Here is a 19,204-nt window from a genome sequence, read left to right as displayed (position 1 = left end):
GGGCTTGCTTCCCCCCTGACCGCCGGCGCGCCGCAGGGCCTCACGGCATCCTCGGCTGTGGTGTCGACGGCGTTGGCTTACGCTGGATCGGCGCGGGTGGCGGCGCTTCGGGCGGCGGTGGCGGCGGCGCTTCCTCGGGCGGCAGGCGTCCGGCACCGCCACCGGCGATGTCGCGCGCGCTGACGATGAAGCGTTCCAGGCGAAGCTGCCGCTTCTCCGGCGTGTGGCGCACGGCGGCGAGCATCACCGCCCCGGTAACCGCCGTCGCGGTCAGGTGGTCGGGCGGCGGGACGACCATCTGGCCCTCCGGCGACATGCTGCCGCCGCTCCAGAACGCGCCCATCGCGGCCCAGGATTCGGGGGTGGCGAACTTGGTCTTGTCCGCGGCGACCGAGGCGGCCCGACGGGCGGGTTCATCCGGCCGGCGCACCCAGGACTCCGCCGCCTCGATCGCAGCGGCATCCGGTGCCGGCAGGCCACCGGCGGGGACGGCACGCGCGCACATGCAGGCCCACCAAACGGCTTCGCGCTTCGGCAGCGCATGCGCGAGCAGTTTCACCGCATCCTGGTGGCGCCCGGCGGCGACCAGACGATCGACCGCGACAGCCACGGAATCGGCGCCGGCGATGACCTTCTCGCCATCGCCGTCGAGTTCGAGCCGGGACACCAGCGGTGCCAGCGGCCCGGAAAGCTTTGCAGGGACCTGGTTCATCAGTTGATGAGCACGATGCCCCCCTTCACGATCGTCACGGCGCTGCCCTCGATCTGGTTCATCATGGCCTCGACCTTGCTCATCAGGCCAGCCTTCGCCTCAAACATCATCTGCGCGTCATTCTTGATCATCATCGACTTGATCTCGATCTGGGCGGGCGACATCTTGATCGAGCTGCCGCCGCAGACGAGTTCGATGGCCTGCGGCGCGGTCAGGGTGATCTTGCCGGCCTTCGCCTCGATGCTGATGTTGCCGGTTTTTGACGTCTGCGAGATATTGCCGTTCACCTCGGTGGTCGAATTGCCCGTGCCGACGAGAACGTCGCGGTGGCCCTTCGCGACCTCCAGGTAGCAATCGCCTTCCTCGACCCAGGCGCTCAGGTCGCCCTTGTTGACGACCGTGCCGTAGTCGCCCTTCTCGACGAAGACATTCAGGTTGCCGGTCTCGACGACGATGTTCCGATGACCCTTCTGGATCCACTCGTTGTAGTCGTCTTTTTCGATGATGACGTATTTGTGGCCGGTCTTGACCGTGAGCGTGTCGTGGCCGTCGCGGATGGTCTCGGTGCGGTTATCCTTGACCAGGACATTCATGTCCTTCTCGGCCTGGATAAAGAACTCCTCGGACCCCTTGGTGTCGTCGAAGCGCAGGATATTCGCGTTGGACGTCCCGCCCTTCTTCGACGAGCGGGTCGAGAAGCCGCCTTGCTCCTTCTTGCCGGGCATCGGGAAGGGCGGCGGCGCGTCGTCGCTGTACAGCGAGCCGACGATCACCGGCTTGTCCGGGTCACCATCGACGAAGCCGACCAATACCTCGTCGCCGATGCGCGGCAGGAAGAAGGTGCCGCCCCATTTGCCGGCGAAGGGTTGGGCAACGCGCACCCAGATCTCGCAGGCGGTGTCGTTCGCCGGCCAGTGGCGATCCCACAGGAAGCGGACCTTCACGCGACCGAGCCTGTCGGTGAAGATTTCCTCGTTCTTCGGCCCGACCACGATCGCCGATTGCAGGCCGGGCACGATCGGCCGTGGCCGCGGCGCCGGCGGCCGATAGGGCCGGTCGTCAGGCATCAACGTGACGGAGCAGGAATATCCGAGATTGCCGCCATCGACGATGTGCGTCTCATCGAAGGCGCTGTGCACGACGCGCGTCAGCAGCCAGGAGGTCGCCGCCTCGGCATTCGGGTCGAGTTGGACGTTGATCTTGCCGCCGGCGAAGAAGACCGGGTCATAGCCCGTGGCGCGGGCGACATCGGCCTCCGCCTCGTAGGTCTGCATCGCCAGCAGCGCTGGTTCGCCGTCGGTCCTGGTCTGCTGCCCGCCCGGCCAGTGGAACATCTGGAAGGCCGGGTCGTTGTGCACCTGCGTCAGCACCGTCGGCGTCGTCGCGTCGAGCAGGTTGGAATGCTTGGTGAGGTCGAAGTCGAGCGTCCGCACCGCGCCGGGCTGCTGCCGCGTGCGCATGGTGAAGCCGGTCAGCGAATCCCAGGCGGTCGAGGATGAATTGACCTTGTAGGGACCCGAGGAGATTGGCAGGTAATCCGCCGAGGAGGAGGCGACGAGCATGGTGTGCTCGTTCTCCCCGTGCAGGAAGTAGTAGCCGCAGCCGATCTCGTCCATCAGCCGCTGGCAGAACTCGAAATCGGTCTCGTTGTACTGCATGCAGTACACGCGCGGCGTATCTGGCGCCGACATGAAGGTCGGCTTGACGGCATCCGCCTCGCCGCAGAGCTTCTTCACGATGGTCGGGACGGATTCGTTCTGGAACACGCGAGCGTTGGACTTGCGCGTCAGGTTCCAGAAGGTCGGCGCGATCTCGAGGCCATAGGCCGTGAAGCTTGTGCCGAATTTGCCGATCTTGCGAAAGCCGTTGATCACGCCGTGGAAGCGGCGCGGCTCCAGCGTCTCGTCACGGGTGATGGTGACCACGGCGGTCTGGCCGATCACATCGGCGGCGGTGATCTCGCCGTCCGTGCACAGCACCTCGGCCTGCACCACATAGGGCCGCGAAATCGCTTCGACGGCCTCGACCCGGCGCAGGACGAATTCCTTGCCGGTCGACGTGTCGATCCGCAGCAGGCGCGATTCCTGGCTCAGCTCCCCGGACATCAACCAACTCCTTTGCCCCGGGCGCACCATAGACGCCTCTTTCCGCGTCGTGAAACAGTCGCGCCCCGTCCGGCGTGCCGGAGGATGAAGCGTTTCATCCGCCCTGTCCCGGTGAAACGACCGATGCCGCCTTGCGCCAGCGCAAAGCGTGCGACCGGTCACATCGTCGATGGTGCGCGCATGCCCGCCATCGCCGTTCCTACCGAGGATGTCCTGCTGCGCCATGCGGCCCAGCCGCTGCCACGCTACACCAGCTACCCGACCGCGCCGCATTTCGTGCCGCTGACCGCCGGGACCGAAGCAAGCTGGCTCGCCGGCTGCCGGCCGGAGGACACACTCTCGCTCTATGTGCACGTCCCCTATTGCCACGCGCTGTGCTGGTACTGCGGCTGCCACACTGCGGTGACGCGCTCGGCGGCGCGCATCGCCCGCTATGCCGCCGGGCTGGAAGCCGAGGCGGCGATGGTCGCGGCGCTGCTGCCCGCACATGGCGGCGTCGCCGCGCTGCATCTGGGTGGCGGCACCCCGACCACGCTCGGCCCGGATGGGCTGACGCGCCTGGCGGCAACCCTGCGCCGGCTGTTCCGGTTTCGCGACGGGGCGGAGGTCGCGGCGGAACTCGACCCGCGCACCCTCGATGACGCGTCGATCGCGGCACTCGCGGCGCTTGGCCTGTCGCGGGCCAGCCTCGGCGTGCAGGATATCAGCCCGGCGGTGCAGGCGCTGATCGGCCGCATCCAGCCGCCCGCGCAGGTGGAGGCGGCAGTGCATCGTCTGCGCGCGGCGGGCATCGCCAGCATCAACATGGACCTGATCTATGGCCTGCCGGCGCAAGGCGTCGCCGAGGTCGAGGCGTCGGCCCGGTTCGCCGCGGATTGTGGCGCCGACCGGGTAGCCGTGTTCGGCTATGCGCATGTGCCCTGGATGAAGGCGCACCAGAAGGGCATCCGCACGGAGGACCTGCCGGGCGCGGCCGCGCGCATGCGCCAGGCAGAGGCGGCGGCGCAGGTGTTGATCGCGGCGGGCTATGTCGCCATCGGGCTCGATCATTTCGCGCGGCCCGGCGACCCGATGGCCGAGGCGGCCGCCACCGGCACGCTGCGGCGCAACTTCCAGGGCTATACCACCGACACCGCGCCCTATCTGCTCGGCTTCGGGGCGTCGGCGATCGGCCGCACGCCAAACGGCTTCGTGCAGAACGAGGCTGATGAGCGGCGCTGGCTGGCGGCGGTCGAGGCGGGACGCCTGCCGATCGCCCGAGGCCGTCCGTTGAGCGCGGAGGACCGGCTGCGGGGCGCGCTGATCGAACGGGTGATGTGCGACGCGGCGATCGACCTGGCGGCGGTGCCCGAGGCGGTGATGGTCCAGGCCGCGCCGCGCATCGATGGGCTGGTGGCCGATGGATTGCTGCGCCGCGAAGCCGGGCGCCTGGCGGTGACCGAGGCAGGGCGGCCCTTCCTGCGGCATTTCGCCGCCTGTTTCGACGCCTTCCTCGCGCCGTCCCCCATGCGACACAGCGCCGCGGTCTAGGGCAGGCCCAGATCAGGCGGAAGCACCTGACCGGCTGAAGATGCTCGCATGAATCAATGATCGAGAGAGGATTCTGCAAGTCGGAGCCAGCGGAAGCCGCTCCAGGCGGAAGCGTCGTCGAGCCCGGTGCGGCCGCCACACACGGGAGGCTGTTCGAAAAGTACGTCAACGGGCCGATCGCCCATGAAACTGCCCAACCGAAGAGTCCTTGTTGGGCGTCCGGGTCGCGGCCCGGGGAGGCGCCGTCCGCGCCGAAAACGCTCTAGGCGCGCCGCTCGCAAAGCCGCGCCAACAGCGCCGTCAGGTCGGCCGGATCATAGGGCTTGGGCAGTACCAGCGCATCGCGATGCGTCGCGGGCAGGCCGGCCGCGCCATAGCCCGTCGCCACGACGAACGGAATGCCGCGCGCGACCAGCGCATCGGCCACAGCGACGGAATTCTCCCCGGCCAGGTTGAGGTCGAGCACGGCGGCATCGGGCAGTTCCGTCTCCAGTGCCTCGAGCGCCTGGGCGACCGAACGGACCGGGCCGATCACCCCGAAGCCAGCCTCCTCCAACGCGTCCTCAACCAGCATCGCGACCAGCGCCTCGTCCTCGACGACCAGAATGCGGCGGGCAGGCGTGTCAGACGGCATGCGGGCTTCCTTCGATTGGCGTTGGGAGGAACGGCTGCGAGCCTGCGTCGTCCCTGACGCAGTGCATACCACGACCGGCGGTTGCAGGCACGAGGAGCGCCGTGCAACCCGGCTCAGCGTCGCGTGAGCATCAGGACCAGTGTCAGCGCGGCCAACCCGACCAGCGCCATGGCCGTGATCGCCAGGCGCGGCCCCTGTGCATCGGCCAGGGCGCCGATGAGCAGGACGCCGAGCGGCCCGGCGCCGATGCAGGTGGTGGTAAGGCCAAGGATGCGCGAGCGCGCCTCGGGCGGTGCCTGCATCATCACGATCCCTGTCTGGAGACTGGAGAAGGCGGCAGTGCCAAGCCCGCCGATCGACAGCAACATCACCGCGAGCGGCAAGGACGGCGCATGCGCGGCCAGGACCAGGACACAAAGGAACCCGCCACTGCCCAGCGCAAGCAACCCCCTGCCTGGCTGCGCGCCGCGCCGCATGGCCAAGGCCAGGCCGGTCAGCAGCGCCCCGAAAGGTTCCGCCGCCGCGAGCAGGCCGATCCCGACTGGGTCCGCATGGAAGGCGACGGCACCGAAGGCCGGCAGGATGCCCGTGTAGGAGAAGCCGAAGACATTCATTACCACAGTGATGCCGAGCACCATCCGCAGCGCCGGATGCGCCAGGGCGATGCGCGCCGCCTCCACGATGTCGGACAGGAGGCGCCATGGCTTCAGCGTGCGGCGCTGCTGGCTGTGCGCGGCACCATGCACCAGGGAGAGCGCGATGAGGTAGAGCATCGCCGCGATGAGATAAGCCGCGGTGACGCCGACGGTCTGGTAGAACAGCCCGCCGGCCAAGGGGCCAACCATGCGGGTGGTGCTGCCGGTCATGGTGTCGAAGGCGACGGCCTGGACGATGCGTTGGGGGCCGGCCACCTCGGCGACCATGCGCCGCCGGGTGGCTAGTTCATTGGTCCAGGCGAGACCGCCGATCGCGCCATTCACGAACAGGTGCCACGGCGCCAGCAAGCCCGCGGCGGCGAGCGCCGCGATGGCCAGGGCGCCCACCGCCTGCGCCGCCTGGCCTACCATCAGCAGACGCTTGCGATCGAGGCTTTCGGCCAGCGCCCCGGCCAGTGCGCCCATCAACAGCATCGGCATGGCGCGCGACATCAACACCAGCGAGACGGCCAGCGCCGACCCGGTCAGGTCATAGGTGAAGAGGCCGCTGACCAGCATCTCCACCCACCGCATCGAGTTGGTCAGTCCGCCGGCACCCCATAGTCGCCGGAAGGCCGAATCCGCGAGCAGCACACGGATCGGCGACCTGTCCGGGTCGGCGCCAGGCTGGCTCAATACCCCGAATCGTCGAGCCGCAGCAGCGGGAAGGCGCTGTGGACATGCGGCACGTTGGTCGGCATCGCCGCATGCACGAAGCCCGGGCCGAGCTGGTCGATCGCGGTGACGCCCAGCAGGCCGAGGGCCGAGCGCATCTCGTTCTCCAGGATTTCCAGCATCCGGACCACGCCGGCGGCGCCATCGGCCGCCAGCGCGTAGCAATAGAGCCGCCCGAGGCCGACCAGTTCGGCGCCCAGGCACAGCGCCTTCACCACATCCGTCCCGCGCGAGAAGCCGCCATCCACCCACACTTTGGCGCGGCCGCCGACGGCCTGAACCACTTCCGGTAACACCTCGATCGACCCGCGCCCGGCATCGAGCTGCCGCCCACCATGGTTCGAGACATAGACGACCTCGACCCCGTGCTGGACGGCGATCTGCGCGTCCTCCCCGGTCGCGATGCCCTTGAGGATGAGCTTCAGGTCGGGATGCTGGTCCTTGATGCGCTTCACGTCGTCCCAGTTCAGCATGGCTTGGCGCATCTGCGCCTCGCCGGTCGCGCTGGCACGCCAGGGCTTGGCGAAGCGGCGGACGATGTCGCGTTCGCGGCGAGAATAGATCGCGGTGTCGACCGTCAGGCAGAAGGCGTCGTAGCCATTGCCCTTGGCGCGCTGGATGCTGTCCTCGATGAAGCCGGCGTCGCCGCGCACATACAGCTGGTAGATCTTCATCCCCGGCGTCGCCGCCGCCACCTGCTCCAGCCCCGGCTTGGAGACGGAGGACAGCATGATCGGCACGCCGAAGGCCGAGGCCCCCTCACCCGCCGTCACCGCGCCGTTGGCCCCCACGGCCATGAATTCGAGCCCGCCGACCGGGGCGAGCATCACCGGCAGGCGGATCTTCCTGCCGAACAGCGACGCAGTGCTGTCGATCGTTGACACGTCGCGCAGCACGCGCGGGCGCAGGGCGAGCGCGTCGATCCCCATGCGGTTGCGGCGCATGGTGGTCTCGGTCTCGGTCGCACCGACCAGGTAGTCCCACATATTGGCATCGAGGCGGTTCTTCGCCGCCTTCACGAACTCATGCAGCGCCAGGTATTTGGTCTGCGTTTCGGCGAGGGCTTCGGGTTCGATCGTCATCGTGCTGTCTCGTCCGGGTCAGAGAAAGTCGCGGGTCCAGGCGGCGTAGTCGGCCTCGCGCGTGACGGTCTTCATCAGCGTGGCGGGCGCGACGCCCTTGAGCTCGGCCGGCGGCGTGCCCTCGCGCAGCGCCTTCAACGTCGCGTGGATGGCCGCGACCGCGGCGGCGAAGGGCTGATGGCCCTGCAACGCGACGCGCACGCCATGGGCGGCGAGGCGCGCCTTGTGCGCCATGTTCGCCGGCGTGCCGCCGAGGATGATCGGCATGCCATTGGCCACCGCCTGCAAGGCGGCCAGTTGTTCCCAGTCATTCACGCCGGTGAAGAACAGCGCATCGGCGCCGCAGGTCGCATAGGCCTTGGCGCGGCGCACCGCCTCATCGAGGTTCACGAGGTTCAGCGCGCTGGTCCGGGCGATGACGGTCAGGCCGGCATCCTCGCGCGCCGCCACCGCCGCGCGCATCTTGCCCAGGCCGGCTTCGAGGCTGAGCAGGCCCGGTTCCGCGACGCCATGGGCGCGTGGCAGGTCGGTGTCCTCGATGGTGAGCGCCGCGATGCCGGCGGTCTCCAGCTCCTGCACCGTGCGCATCACGTTCAGCGCATTGCCGTAGCCGTGGTCGGCATCGACCATCAGCGGCGGGGCGCCGCCACGGCAGATGCGCCGCGCCTGGTCGGCGAATTCGGACAGCGTCAGCACGATGATGTCCGGCGCGCCAAGAACCGTCAGCGAGGCGACGGAACCGGCGAACATCGCGGCCTCGAACCCCAGATCGGCGGCGATCCGTCCGGCGATCGGGTCATGCACCGAGGCCGGATGGATGCAGGCAGCGCCCGACAGGATCGCGCGGAAGGCCGCGCGGCGCTCGGCCGTGCTGGGTGGACGTTGCATCCCGGATGGTTCCTCGAATTTTGTCTCCGGCACTCTGCAACCGCTCGCGCCAACGGTCTAGGCTGCCGCCGGACATGCAAGGGGTGCGTGATGAGCGACGCGGTGGCCGAAGCCCTGGTGGCGCGCAAGGATGAGATCCTGGAACGGCTGAAGGCGCTGCTGCGCCTGCCCAGCGTCAGCACCGACCCGGCCTATGCCGAGGGCATGAAGGCGACGCGCGAATTCCTCATGGCCCGGTTGCGGGAAGGCGGGCTCGATGATGTCCGCCTGCTCGACGGCGGCGGCCAGCCGGCGATCACCGGCACGTGGAATGGCGCGCCGGGCAAGCCGACGCTGCTGATCTACGGTCATTACGACGTGCAGCCGCCCGACCCGCTGGAATTGTGGAAAACGCCACCCTTCGAACCCACCATCCGCGACGGCCGGCTTTATGCGCGGGGTGCGTCGGATGTGAAGGGATCGACGCTGATCGCCGTCGAAACGGTCATCGAGTTCATCAAGGCCGGCGGCTGCCCAGTGAATATCCGCTTCTTCCTGGAAGGCGAGGAGGAGATCGGCAGCCCGTCGCTGGGCAGCATCATCGAGCGCCACCCGGATGTGTTGGTGGCGGATGCGATGATCTCGGCCGATGGCGGGCGCGCCAGCACGACGCTGCCGACCATCAGCGTCGGCTCGCGCGGGCTGACCGCGCTGCAGATCAACGTGCGCACCGCCTCGAAGGACATGCATTCGGGCCGCTATGGCGGCGCAGTGCGCAACGCGATCCATGAGCTGTCGAAGCTGGTCGCCTCCCTGCATGACGATCACGGGCGCATCGTGGTGGCCGGCTTCATGGACGACCTCGACCCGATCGGCGCGCGGGAAGCCGCCGATGCCGCCGCCTTGCCGGTGGATGAAGCCGAGTTCTATGGCGAGATCGGCGCCGCCCCCTATGGCGACCCCGACCGCGCGGTGCGCGAGCGCATCACCCTGATACCCACCATCGAGGTGAATGGCATGTGGGGCGGCTATACCGGCACCGGTTCCAAGACCGTGCTGCCCTGCGAGGCCCATGCGAAGGTCACCATGCGCCTCGGCCCAGGCATGGACCCGGCGCGGGCGCAGGCCCGACTGCGCGAGCACCTGCTGGCGCGGGCGCCGGCCGGCGTCGCACTCGATTTCACCGGGCGCGGTGGCGGCACGCCGGCCTTCACTCTGCGCGAGGGGCACCCGCTGCTCGCCGCGGCCGAGGCGGTGGTGCGGCGCACCACCAACCGCGCCCCGGTGCGCGCGCGGGCCGGCGGCACCATCCCGATCACCGCCATCTTCAAGGAACGGCTCGGCATCGACACCATCACCTTCGGCTTCGCCATGCCGGATGAGGATGTCCACGCGCCGAACGAGTTCTTCCGCCTGTCATCGCTGGAGGAAGGGCTGCGCGCCTGGCCGCTGCTGCTGACGGAACTCGGGAAGGTGGCGCCGGAGGCGTTGCGGGGCCAGTAGCCCCGGCGGCCCATCCTGACCTTCGGCCCGATGCCCCGCATCGGGCCGGGAGCCCGCGGCGCGACCGCGCCCGGACAACCCGCCGAGCCCGGAACGCCGGTGCACGGCGCGCAAGCCAAGCCGCCGCCGACGCTTGAGGCCCAGCAAAGACTCCATGGGCCGCTGGAATCAGGCGGGCTTCAGCGCGTCGACAAACACGTTGCAGTACCGCGCTGCCGTCACCTCGAACACCGCGCGGCGCAGCGCCGCATGGCGTTGCTGGCGTTCCCCGAGCGGCATCTCGAGCGCGGTGTTCATCGCATCGGCGATGGCATCCGGGTCGTAGGGGTTGACCAGCAGCGCGTCCGTCAATTCCTCCGCCGCCCCGGCGAATTGCGACAGGATCAGCACGCCGGGGTCCGCCGGGTCCTGGGCGGCGACGAATTCCTTCGCCACCAGGTTCATGCCGTCGCGCAGCGGCGTGACGATGCCGATCCGCGCGATGCGGAACAGGCCGGCGAGCTTCGTGCGCGCCACGGTCTGCGTCATGTAGCGCAGCGGCACCCAGTCGAATTGGGAGAAGCGGCCATTGATGTCGCCGGCCAGGCGGTCAAGCTCACGCCGCAGCGCCTGGTATTCCGCCACATCCTCGCGCGAGCGCGCGGCGATCTGCAGCATCGAGATGTGCCGCTGCTGTTGCGGATACCGCGCGAGCAACCGGGCGAAGCCCTCGAAGCGGTTGGGCAGCCCCTTGGAATAGTCAAGCCGTTCCGCGCTGATCGCGAGGGCCCGGCCGGACAGGCTCTCGCGCATGCGCTTGATATAGGCGGTGCCGGCAGCGCGCCCGGCCACGCGGGCGAAACCGGCGGCGTCAATGCCGATCGGGTCGGCGATGGCGCGAACATGCCGGCCATTCGTCACCACCTCGTCACCCTCCACCGTGAAGCCGGTGAAGCGGCGCGCGCAGTCGAGGAAGTCCGCCAGATGCGTGCGCGTCTGGAAGCCCACCACATCGAAGGCGCAGAGGGCGCAGAGCAGATCGTAGGCCGGCGGCAGCGCCTCCAGCACCGATGCCGGGACGAAGGGGATATGCAGGAAGAAGCCGATGCGCCCCGCGAAGCCCCGCGCGCGCAACGCGGCGGCGAGCGGGATCAGGTGGTAGTCATGCACCCAGACCATGTCGTCAGGCCGCAGCATCGGCAGCAAGGCGTCGGCGAAGTCGCCATTGACCGCGAGATAGCCCTCGAAATCCTCCCGCCGGTACCGCATCAGCCCGAGGCGGAAATGCAGCAGCGGCCACAGCGAGGAATTGGCGAAGCCGACATAGAAGCGGTCGTAGTCTTGCCCGTTGAGGTCGATGGTCGCGTAGGTGACGCCCTGACCGTCCACGATGCGCGGCTTGCCGGAAGGCTTTTCCACGACACGGCCGCTCCAGCCGAACCACAGCGTACCCGGCTCGACGAAGGATTGCAGCGCCACGGCCAAGCCACCCGCGCTCGCCGCCCCGGTGGTGCGCGGCGGCGGCACGCGGTTGGAGACGATTACGAGGCGCGCCACAGGCCTTCCTCCCAGCTGCGGGACAGGCGCATCGCCGAGAGGATGAGCCCGACCTGGGAATAGGTCTGCGGAAAATTGCCCCACAATGCGCCAGTGGCCGGTTCCACATCCTCGGACAGCAGGCCGACATGGTTGCGCCAGGACAGCGCGCGCTCGAACACGGCGCGGGCCTCGGCCTTGCGGCCGACACGCGCGAGGGTGTCGATGTACCAGAAGGTGCAGACGATGAAGCCGACCTCCGGCTTGCCGAAATCGTCGGCGTGGTCGTAGCGGAGCACGATGCCGTCGCGAACGAGCCGACGTTCCAACATGTCGACCGTCCGCAGGAACAGCGGGTCGGTCGCCTTGATCAGGCCGATCTCCGGCAGCAGGAAGGTTGAGGCGTCGGCCACCGCGTCGCCGTTCAGCACGCCTGAGATCCAGCCCTCCCCTGGAACCGTCGCGGCTGCGAGGATGCGGCCGCGCAGATTTTCGGCTCGCCGTTCCCAGTCCCGCGCCTCGGCGGCCAGGCCGAGATGCTGGGCGATCGCCCCCAGCCGGTCGAGCGCGGCCCAGCACATCGCCGCCGAATGCGTGTGCGCGGCAGCGCGGCCGCGGTACTCCCACAGCCCGGCATCGTGTTCGAAGGCGGCACGCTCGGCATGGTGGCCGATGCCGGCGAGCTGGCGATACAACGCGACATCGCCGGTCCGGGTGAGGCGCTGGTCCCAGAACATCTGGGTCGCCGTCATGATGATGGCGCCATAGCTGTCATTCTGGCGTTGGGAGGCGGCGGCATTGCCGATGCGTACCGGCCCGTCGCCGCGCAGGCCCGGCAAGGCCGTGGCGATGCGTTCCTCGACCGAGGTGCCGGGCGCGATCGGGAACAGCGGCGGGATCGGCCCGGCGGAGCCATCCGGCACCGAATCCATGATGAAGCGCAGGAAGCCTTCCATGGTGCGCGTGGCATTGAGCCGGTTCAGCGCGCTGACCGTGAAGAAGGCGTCGCGCAGCCAGCAGAAGCGGTAATCCCAGCACCGTCCGCTGCCCGGCGATTCCGGCAGGGAGGTGGTGAGTGCCGCGACGATGCCGCCCGTATCCTCGAAGGAACACAGCTTCAGCGTGATGGCGGCGCGGATCACCGCCTCCTGCCAGTCGAAGGGCAGGTTCAGCCCCCGCACCCAGTCGACCCAGTAGCACTCGGTCTCGGTCAATGCCTGGCGGGCGACGGTGTCGGGTGATTCGGGCAGGCTCTCATCAGTGCCTATGACCAGGCTGACGGGGCGGTCGAGGCCGAATTCAGCCTCCTCGGTTACGTAGGACAATGGCGCATCGGTGGTCAGGCGCAGCACCGTATCCGCGCCGCGGTAGCGGATGTGGTTGCTGCCGATATTGGTGACGCCGGGATCGGTGCCGTAGTCGAAGGATGGCCGGATGCGGATGCGGATGCGCGGGCGGCCCGAGACCGGCTCGACCCGCCGCACCAGCGCCGGCGGGCGGTACATGCGGCCGAAGCGACGGAAGCGCGGGGCGACGTCCAGGATGCGCACGCCGCCGCCGCTGGCATCGGTCAGCACCGTCTCCAGCACGGCGGAATTGCGCAGGTAGCGTTGCCGGCTGGCGACCTGGCCGCGCAGCACCACATCCATGAAGCCGCGTTCGGGCGCCTCGCCGCCCAGCAGGGCGTTGAACACCGGCTCGGCATCCAGGCGCGGAAAGCAGAACCATTCATGCCGCCCGGTGGCGGAGATCAGCGAGGCGACGGCGCAATTGCCGACGACGGCGAGGTCAAGTCCGGGCATGCATCACCTCCTGCCGTAGCCGTGCGCGGCCGCGCGCGATCCAATCACGCACCTCGGCCGGCCCGCCGAGGAAGTCTCGCCCGACATGCAGGCCGAAGCCGCCCAGGGCGCGGGCGGCGCGCATACCGTCCTCATCGGTGACGTCGTCGCCGACGAAAACGGGCCGGCGCCCCATGAAGGGCGGGGCCTGCATCAGCACATCGACCGCCCGCGCCTTGTTGGCGCCATGGGGACGGAGTTCGAAGGCCATGTGGGCGGGCAGCAGGTCGAATGCCGTGGCCTGGTCCGCCAGCAATCCGGCCAACGCTGCCTGCGTATCGGCACAGCGTTCGGGGGCGCCGCGATAGTGCAGCGCCACGCCATGCGGCTTGCGTTCGAGGATCACGCCCGGCCAGGCGCTCACCTGCGCGGCAAGGCGCGTTGCCCAGGCGTCCGGCACGGTCGGCAGGGCATGCTCGTCCAGGAGGCGGCCACTGGCATCGCGCAGTTCCGCGCCGTGGCCGAATCCGCCAGGCGGGCGCCAGGGGGCCAGCAGGCGGTCCGCCGTCTCCCGTGCGCGGCCGGTGACGATAGCGATCGCGCCACCGAGGTCGCGGGATAGCTCGCTGAGCAGATCGGGCAGGCCCTGTTGGACCACTACCCCATCGGGGGTCGCTGCGATGTCGATCAGGGTGCCATCAAGATCGAGGAAGAGCGCCCAATCGGCCTCGATCTCGGGAACGCCAGGGGAATGCATCGATTGTATCTAGGCAGCCAAGCTGAGAATTGCAGCCTTGTAATTGTGGCGCCGATGATGCAGCCGCCTGGATGGCTTGGCCGCCGATACTGCCGCTGAAGCGGCTGTTCCGGCCTGACTGGCCGGCGTTTTATCTTTGGAATTTGTTTGAAAAAGGTGAAGTGGCGCGCCCGAAGAGATTCGAACTCCTGACCCCCAGATTCGTAGTCTGGTGCTCTATCCAGCTGAGCTACGGGCGCCCTGCCGCCACTGCGGCGAGGCCGGGGAAATAGCGGAGGCGGCGGTGGGGCGCAACCCCTCCGCCGCCAAAGATTCACGCGGCGAGTTTATCGAGCTCGCGCACCACCGCCTCACCCATCACCGAGGTGCCGACGCGGGCCATGCCGGACTGCATGATATCCGCCGTACGCAGGCCGCCGGAGAGCACCTTGCCCACTGCGGACTCCACCAGCGCGGCGTCCTCGTCCATGCCGAAGGACCAGCGCAGCAGCATCGCGAAGGACAGGATCTGCGCGAGCGGATTCGCGATTCCCTTGCCGGCGATGTCAGGGGCCGAACCGTGAATCGGCTCGTACAGCGCATGGCGCTTGCCGGTGACCGGGTCCACCGCGCCGAGCGTCGCCGAGGGCAGCATGCCGAGCGAGCCGGTCAGCGCCGCGGCGAGGTCCGACAGCACGTCGCCGAAGAGGTTCGAGCCGAGGATCACGTCGAATTGCTTGGGGCGCGAGCAGAGCTGCATGGCGCAGTTGTCGGCATACATGTTCTCGAGCTCGACATCGGCGTATTCGGCCTTGTGGATCTCGCCGACCACGGCCCGCCACAAGCGGCCGGACTGCATGACATTGGCCTTCTCGACCGAGGTCACCTTGCGGCGGCGCTGGCGCGCCAGGTCGAAGGCGACGCGGGCGACGCGGGCGATCTCGTCCTCATGGTAGACATCGGTGTCGAAGCCGCGGCGCTTGCCGTCGGGCAGCGTCTCGATGCCGCGCGGCTCGCCGAAATAGATCCCGCCCGTCGATTCGCGGACCACCATGATGTCGACGCCGCGCACGACCTCGGGCTTCAGTGAAGACGCATCCACCAATGGGTCGAGCACCACCGCCGGGCGCAGGTTGGCGAACAGGCCAAGATCTTTGCGCAGGCGCAGCACGCCGAGCTCAGGACGCTTCTCGAAGGCCAGGCCATCCCATTTCGGGCCGCCGACCGAGCCGAACAGCACGGCATCCACCGCCTTGGCACGTTCCACCGTCTCGTCAGAGCAGGGCGTGCCCTCGGCATCGATGGCCGAGCCGCCGACCAGGCGTTCCTCGATATCGAAAGTGACCGCGCGGCGGCGGTCCATCCAGTCGATGACGCGACGGACTTCGCGCATCACCTCGGGACCGATTCCGTCGCCGGGGAGGATGAGAAGCTTCTTGTTGGACGGCATGTGCTTGGACGTCTCCTGGTCGGTCGGGAGACGTCCCGGGTGGACGCCGCCCGGGTCAATGTCAGGTCAGGCGTAGAGCCAGGGCTGGGCAGCTTTCTGCTTCGCCTCGAAGGTATCGATGGCGGTCGCGTGCTGCATGGTCTGGCCGATGTCGTCCAGGCCGTTCAGCATCAGGTGGCGGCGCAGCGGGTCGATCTTGAACGGGATCTCCTCGCCATTCGGGCGCACCACCACTTCGCGCTCGAGATCGACGGTGATGCGGGCATTGGCGCCGAGCTTCGCATCCTCCATCAACTGCGCGCAGACTTCCTTCGGAAGCCGGACGGGCAGCACGCCGTTCTTGAAGCAGTTGTTGTGGAAGATGTCGGCGAAGTCCGGCGCGATGACGCAGCGGATACCGAAGTCGAGCAATGCCCAGGGCGCATGCTCACGCGAGGACCCGCAGCCGAAATTCTCGAAGGCGATGAGAACCTCGGCGTGGCGATACGGCTCCTGGTTCAGCACGAAATCGGGGTTCTCGCTGCCATCTTCCTTGAAGCGGAAATTGGCGAACAGGTTCTTCCCGAAGCCCGAGCGGCTGATCGACTTCAGAAAGCGCGCCGGGATGATCTGGTCGGTGTCGACATTCGCCTTGGGAAGAGGCGCGGCGATGCCGGTCAGCGTCGTGAAGGCCTGCATCACACGGTCTCCTTCGGCTGGTAGTCGCGCACATCGGCGAGGTGACCCGACACCGCCGCCGCCGCCGCCATGGCCGGAGAGAGCAGATGGGTGCGCCCGCCGGGGCCCTGGCGGCCCTCGAAATTGCGATTGGACGTGCTGGCCGAGCGCTGGCCCGGCGTCAGCTTGTCCGGGTTCATGCCCAGGCACATGGAACAGCCGGCCTCGCGCCACTCGAAGCCTGCTTCCAGCAGGATGCGGTCGAGGCCCTCGGCCTCCGCGGCCTTCTTCACCAGGCCCGAGCCGGGGACGACCATGGCCCGCACGCCGTCGGCGACCCTGCGGCCCTTGGCGATGGCGGCGGCAGCGCGGATGTCCTCGATGCGGGAATTGGTGCATGAGCCGATGAACACGACATCGACCTTGAGGTCCTGCAGCCGCTGGCCGGGCGTGAGGCCCATGTAGTCGACCATGCGCTGCATCTGCGCGCGCTTGGCTTCGTCCTCGACATCGGCCGGGTTGGGCACCACGCCGGTGATCGGCAACACGGCCTCGGGGTTGGTGCCCCAGGTGACCTGCGGCGCGATCTCATGCGCGTTCAGCTTCACCACCGTGTCGAAATACGCGCCGGCATCGCTCGGCAGCGTCTTCCACCAGGCGAGCGCCCGCTCCAGTGCCGCCCCTTTCGGGCCGTCCGGCGTGCGGGCGATGTAGTCGAAGGTGGTCTGGTCGGGCGCGATCAGCCCGGCCCGCGCGCCGCCCTCGATCGCCATGTTGGAGACCGTCATCCTCCCGGCCATGTCGAGGCTGCGGATGGTGTCGCCGCAATACTCGATCACATGGCCGGTGCCGCCGGCGGTGCCGATCCTGCCGATGATGGCGAGGGTGATGTCCTTGCCCGAACAGCCGACGGCGAGGTTGCCCGCCACCTCCACCTTCATGTTCTTCGCCGGTTTCTGCAGCAGCGTCTGGGTGGCGAGCACATGCTCGACCTCCGAGGTGCCGATGCCGAAGGCCAGCGCGCCCATCGCGCCATGCGTCGAGGTGTGGCTGTCGCCGCAGACGATGGTCATGCCCGGCAGTGAACGGCCGAGCTCCGGCCCGATCACATGCACGATGCCTTGCCGCTCATCGAGCAGCGGGATCAGCGGCATGCCGAATTCGGCCGCGTTCTTCTCCAGCGTCTCGACCTGCAGCCGGCTCTCGGGATCGACGATTCCAGTGTAGCGCGAGCTGTCGGTCGCGATGTTGTGGTCGATCACGCCCAGCGTCGCATCGGGGCGGCGGATCTTGCGACCGGCGGCGCGCAGCCCGTCGAAGGCCTGCGGTGTGGTCACTTCATGGGTAAGGTGAAGGTCGATGTAGAGCATGGCCGTGCCGTCGGGGAGCGTCTCGACGACGTGGGCGTCCCAGATCTTGTCGAACAGCGTGCGCGGCTTCTGCGCTGACATCGTTTTCCCCCAACCCATGGTCATGCAGGGCGCCGCGCCGATCGCGGCGCCCCTGCCGGTATTCAGCCTTCGGTGGTCGGCGCGGCGGCGGCCTTCGGCGCCGCGGCCTTCATCGGCAGCTTCTCGACGATGCGCGCCGACTTACCGGTGCGGCCACGCAGGTAGTACAGCTTCGCGCGACGCACCTTGCCGCGGCGGACGACCTGGATCTCGGCCACATTCGGCGAATAGAGCGGGAACACGCGCTCCACACCCTCGCCGTAAGAGAGCTTGCGCACCGTGAAGTTGCTCTGCACGCCCTTGTTGGAACGCGCGATCACCACGCCCTCATAGGCCTGGGTGCGGGTGCGCTCGCCTTCGACGACCTTCACCATGACGCGCACCGTGTCGCCCGGCGCAAAGTCCGGGGTGGTGCGCACGGCGGTGAGGCGCGTGAGCTGCTCGGCCTCGAACTGCTGCAGCAGGTTCATGACAGTATCCTTTCCTTCGTTCGTTTAGGCGGCAGCGGGATGGCGGGCAATGGCCCCCGCGCCGCCGTGTTTCGCGTCATGCCGGGCCCACAGGTCAGGCCGGCGTTCCTTGGTGATCTTCTCGCTCTCGGCCCGACGCCAGCGCGCGATCTCGGCGTGGTGGCCGGAAAGCAGGACATCCGGGATGGCCCGCCCCTGCCATTCGGCCGGGCGAGTGTAATGCGGGTATTCCAGCAGGCCCTCGGCGCCGTGGCTTTCCTCCGCCGCGCTGTCGGCCGCCCCCATCACGCCGGGCAGCAACCGCACGCAGGCATCGAGCAGCACCAGCGCCGCCGTTTCCCCGCCGCTGAGGACGTAGTCGCCGATCGAGACCTCGACCATGCTGCGAGCATCAATCACCCGCTGGTCGATCCCTTCATAGCGGCCGCACAGCAGGACGCAGCCCGGCCCTTCGGCGAGGCCCCGGACCGTCGCCTGGTCCAGCAGCCGCCCGCGTGGCGTCAGATAGATGAGCGGACGCGCATCGCCCTCGGGCATGACCCCGGCGATGGCCGTGTCCAGCACATCCGGCCGCATGACCATCCCTGCCCCGCCGCCGGCCGGCGTATCATCGACCGTGCGGTGCCGATCCGTGGCGAAGCCGCGGATGTCGTGGGCGTCGAGCGACCACTTGCCGTCCCGCAGCGCGCGACCGGCCAGCGACAGACCGAGCGGACCGGGGAACATCTCCGGGAACAGCGTCAGGATGGACGCATGCCACCGGCCACCCCGCACGGACGCCGTGTTGTTATCCGGCGCGGTCATGCCGCGTCCTCGTCGCCGGGCTGCGGCTGGACGATGATCTCGTCCGGCAGCACCACCGTGACCCGGCCACCCGCGACATCCACCACCGGCACGACGGCGTGGGTGAACGGCAGGAGGTGCTCCCGCCCCACACCCGCGACGATGATGAAAGCACCGGCGCCGTGGTCCTCCACCGCGCGGATGGTGCCGAGCGTCTCCCCGCCTTCCGTGACGGCCGCTAGGCCGATCAGGTCGGTCAGGTAGAACTCGTCATCCTCGGGCGGCGGCAGACGGTCGCGCTCCACATACAGCCGCGTGCCGGTCAGGCGCTGCGCCGCGTCGCGGTCGGCCACGCCCTCGATGGCGGCGATGTCGCCCCCCTTGAGCGTGACCACGAAGCGCTTCGCCCCGGTCTCGTCGGTCAGTGGCGAATAGACGGCGATGGCAGCGGGGTCCTCGGTGAAGGCGCGCAGGCGCACGAGGCCGCGCACGCCATGCGGCCTGCCGATCTCGCCCACCATCACACGCTTCACCGACACGTCACGTCACCTCGCCTGG

The 19,204-nt window shown here is 68.7% G+C and carries 17 protein-coding genes and 1 tRNA gene; 2 read left to right on the top strand and 16 right to left on the bottom strand.

Annotation, left to right across the window (positions count from 1 at the left end; genetic code table 11):
* Nucleotides 1-40: 40 nt before the first annotated feature.
* Together IEY36_RS11365 and IEY36_RS11360 are read right to left on the bottom strand one after the other, a co-directional pair.
* Nucleotides 41-712, bottom strand: coding sequence for a DUF6931 family protein (locus IEY36_RS11365; protein ID WP_188967183.1), 672 nt, complete (start codon nt 710-712; stop codon nt 41-43).
* On the bottom strand, nt 712-2,817 hold the full coding sequence (locus IEY36_RS11360) for a type VI secretion system Vgr family protein (protein WP_188967182.1): 2,106 nt from the start codon (nt 2,815-2,817) through the stop codon (nt 712-714). The genes IEY36_RS11365 and IEY36_RS11360 overlap by 1 nt, the downstream gene beginning before the upstream one ends.
* A 180-nt stretch (nt 2,818-2,997) precedes the next feature.
* On the opposite strand from IEY36_RS11360, the gene hemN reads away from it, so the two are divergent.
* On the top strand, nt 2,998-4,347 hold the full coding sequence (gene hemN, locus IEY36_RS11355) for an oxygen-independent coproporphyrinogen III oxidase (RefSeq protein WP_188967181.1): 1,350 nt from the start codon (nt 2,998-3,000) through the stop codon (nt 4,345-4,347).
* 262 nt (nt 4,348-4,609) lie between these two features.
* On the opposite strand, the gene IEY36_RS11350 is transcribed toward hemN, so the two are convergent.
* The 4 genes from IEY36_RS11350 to IEY36_RS11335 form a co-directional block, all read right to left on the bottom strand.
* The gene (locus IEY36_RS11350; RefSeq protein ID WP_188967180.1) at nt 4,610-4,981 is read right to left on the bottom strand and encodes a response regulator; all 372 of its coding nucleotides are present in this window, start codon (nt 4,979-4,981) and stop codon (nt 4,610-4,612) included.
* A 113-nt stretch (nt 4,982-5,094) separates the two neighbouring features.
* Nucleotides 5,095-6,312, bottom strand: a complete 1,218-nt coding sequence (locus IEY36_RS11345) for an MFS transporter (protein WP_188967179.1) — start codon at nt 6,310-6,312, stop codon at nt 5,095-5,097.
* Nucleotides 6,309-7,433: an alpha-hydroxy acid oxidase gene (locus IEY36_RS11340; protein ID WP_188967178.1), complete on the bottom strand. Its 1,125-nt coding sequence runs from the start codon at nt 7,431-7,433 to the stop codon at nt 6,309-6,311. Before IEY36_RS11340 ends, IEY36_RS11345 begins: the two co-directional genes overlap by 4 nt.
* 18 nt (nt 7,434-7,451) lie before the next feature.
* Nucleotides 7,452-8,321: an isocitrate lyase/PEP mutase family protein gene (locus IEY36_RS11335; protein WP_188967177.1), complete on the bottom strand. Its 870-nt coding sequence runs from the start codon at nt 8,319-8,321 to the stop codon at nt 7,452-7,454.
* Between the two features lie 90 nt (nt 8,322-8,411).
* On the opposite strand from IEY36_RS11335, the gene IEY36_RS11330 reads away from it, so the two are divergent.
* On the top strand, nt 8,412-9,803 hold the full coding sequence (locus IEY36_RS11330; protein ID WP_188967176.1) for a M20/M25/M40 family metallo-hydrolase: 1,392 nt from the start codon (nt 8,412-8,414) through the stop codon (nt 9,801-9,803).
* Nucleotides 9,804-9,971: 168 nt separating this feature from the next.
* Here the strand turns inward: IEY36_RS11330 and IEY36_RS11325 are convergent, their stop codons facing one another.
* The 10 genes from IEY36_RS11325 to rimM form a co-directional block, all read right to left on the bottom strand.
* Nucleotides 9,972-11,339 carry an alpha,alpha-trehalose-phosphate synthase (UDP-forming) gene (locus IEY36_RS11325; RefSeq protein WP_188967175.1) on the bottom strand — a complete coding sequence of 456 codons (1,368 nt, stop codon included), beginning with the start codon at nt 11,337-11,339 and terminating at the stop codon, nt 9,972-9,974.
* Nucleotides 11,324-13,120 carry a glycoside hydrolase family 15 protein gene (locus IEY36_RS11320; protein ID WP_188967174.1) on the bottom strand — a complete coding sequence of 599 codons (1,797 nt, stop codon included), beginning with the start codon at nt 13,118-13,120 and terminating at the stop codon, nt 11,324-11,326. The genes IEY36_RS11325 and IEY36_RS11320 overlap by 16 nt, the downstream gene beginning before the upstream one ends.
* Nucleotides 13,107-13,856 carry a trehalose-phosphatase gene (otsB, locus tag IEY36_RS11315; protein WP_188967173.1) on the bottom strand — a complete coding sequence of 250 codons (750 nt, stop codon included), beginning with the start codon at nt 13,854-13,856 and terminating at the stop codon, nt 13,107-13,109. The genes IEY36_RS11320 and otsB overlap by 14 nt, the downstream gene beginning before the upstream one ends.
* Nucleotides 13,857-14,018: 162 nt before the next feature.
* A tRNA-Arg gene (locus IEY36_RS11310) sits at nt 14,019-14,095 on the bottom strand.
* A gap of 74 nt (nt 14,096-14,169) precedes the next feature.
* A complete protein-coding gene (gene leuB / locus IEY36_RS11305; protein ID WP_188967172.1) occupies nt 14,170-15,285 on the bottom strand; it encodes a 3-isopropylmalate dehydrogenase in 1,116 nt (371 codons plus the stop codon).
* A 66-nt stretch (nt 15,286-15,351) separates the two neighbouring features.
* On the bottom strand, nt 15,352-15,963 hold the full coding sequence (gene leuD, locus IEY36_RS11300) for a 3-isopropylmalate dehydratase small subunit (RefSeq protein ID WP_188967171.1): 612 nt from the start codon (nt 15,961-15,963) through the stop codon (nt 15,352-15,354).
* Nucleotides 15,963-17,393, bottom strand: a complete 1,431-nt coding sequence (gene leuC / locus IEY36_RS11295) for a 3-isopropylmalate dehydratase large subunit (RefSeq protein ID WP_188967170.1) — start codon at nt 17,391-17,393, stop codon at nt 15,963-15,965. The genes leuD and leuC overlap by 1 nt, the downstream gene beginning before the upstream one ends.
* A 62-nt stretch (nt 17,394-17,455) precedes the next feature.
* Complete coding sequence (rplS, locus tag IEY36_RS11290) at nt 17,456-17,863, bottom strand: 50S ribosomal protein L19 (protein WP_188967169.1); 408 nt, start codon at nt 17,861-17,863, stop codon at nt 17,456-17,458.
* A 24-nt stretch (nt 17,864-17,887) separates the two neighbouring features.
* Nucleotides 17,888-18,667, bottom strand: coding sequence for a tRNA (guanosine(37)-N1)-methyltransferase TrmD (trmD, locus tag IEY36_RS11285; protein ID WP_188967168.1), 780 nt, complete (start codon nt 18,665-18,667; stop codon nt 17,888-17,890).
* Complete coding sequence (gene rimM, locus IEY36_RS11280) at nt 18,664-19,167, bottom strand: ribosome maturation factor RimM (RefSeq protein ID WP_373290321.1); 504 nt, start codon at nt 19,165-19,167, stop codon at nt 18,664-18,666. The genes trmD and rimM overlap by 4 nt, the downstream gene beginning before the upstream one ends.
* Nucleotides 19,168-19,204 lie beyond the last annotated feature (37 nt).

The organism is Neoroseomonas lacus, assembly GCF_014644535.1.
Classification (GTDB): domain Bacteria; phylum Pseudomonadota; class Alphaproteobacteria; order Acetobacterales; family Acetobacteraceae; genus Neoroseomonas; species Neoroseomonas lacus.
This window is presented reverse-complemented; position numbering and strand designations above follow the sequence as displayed.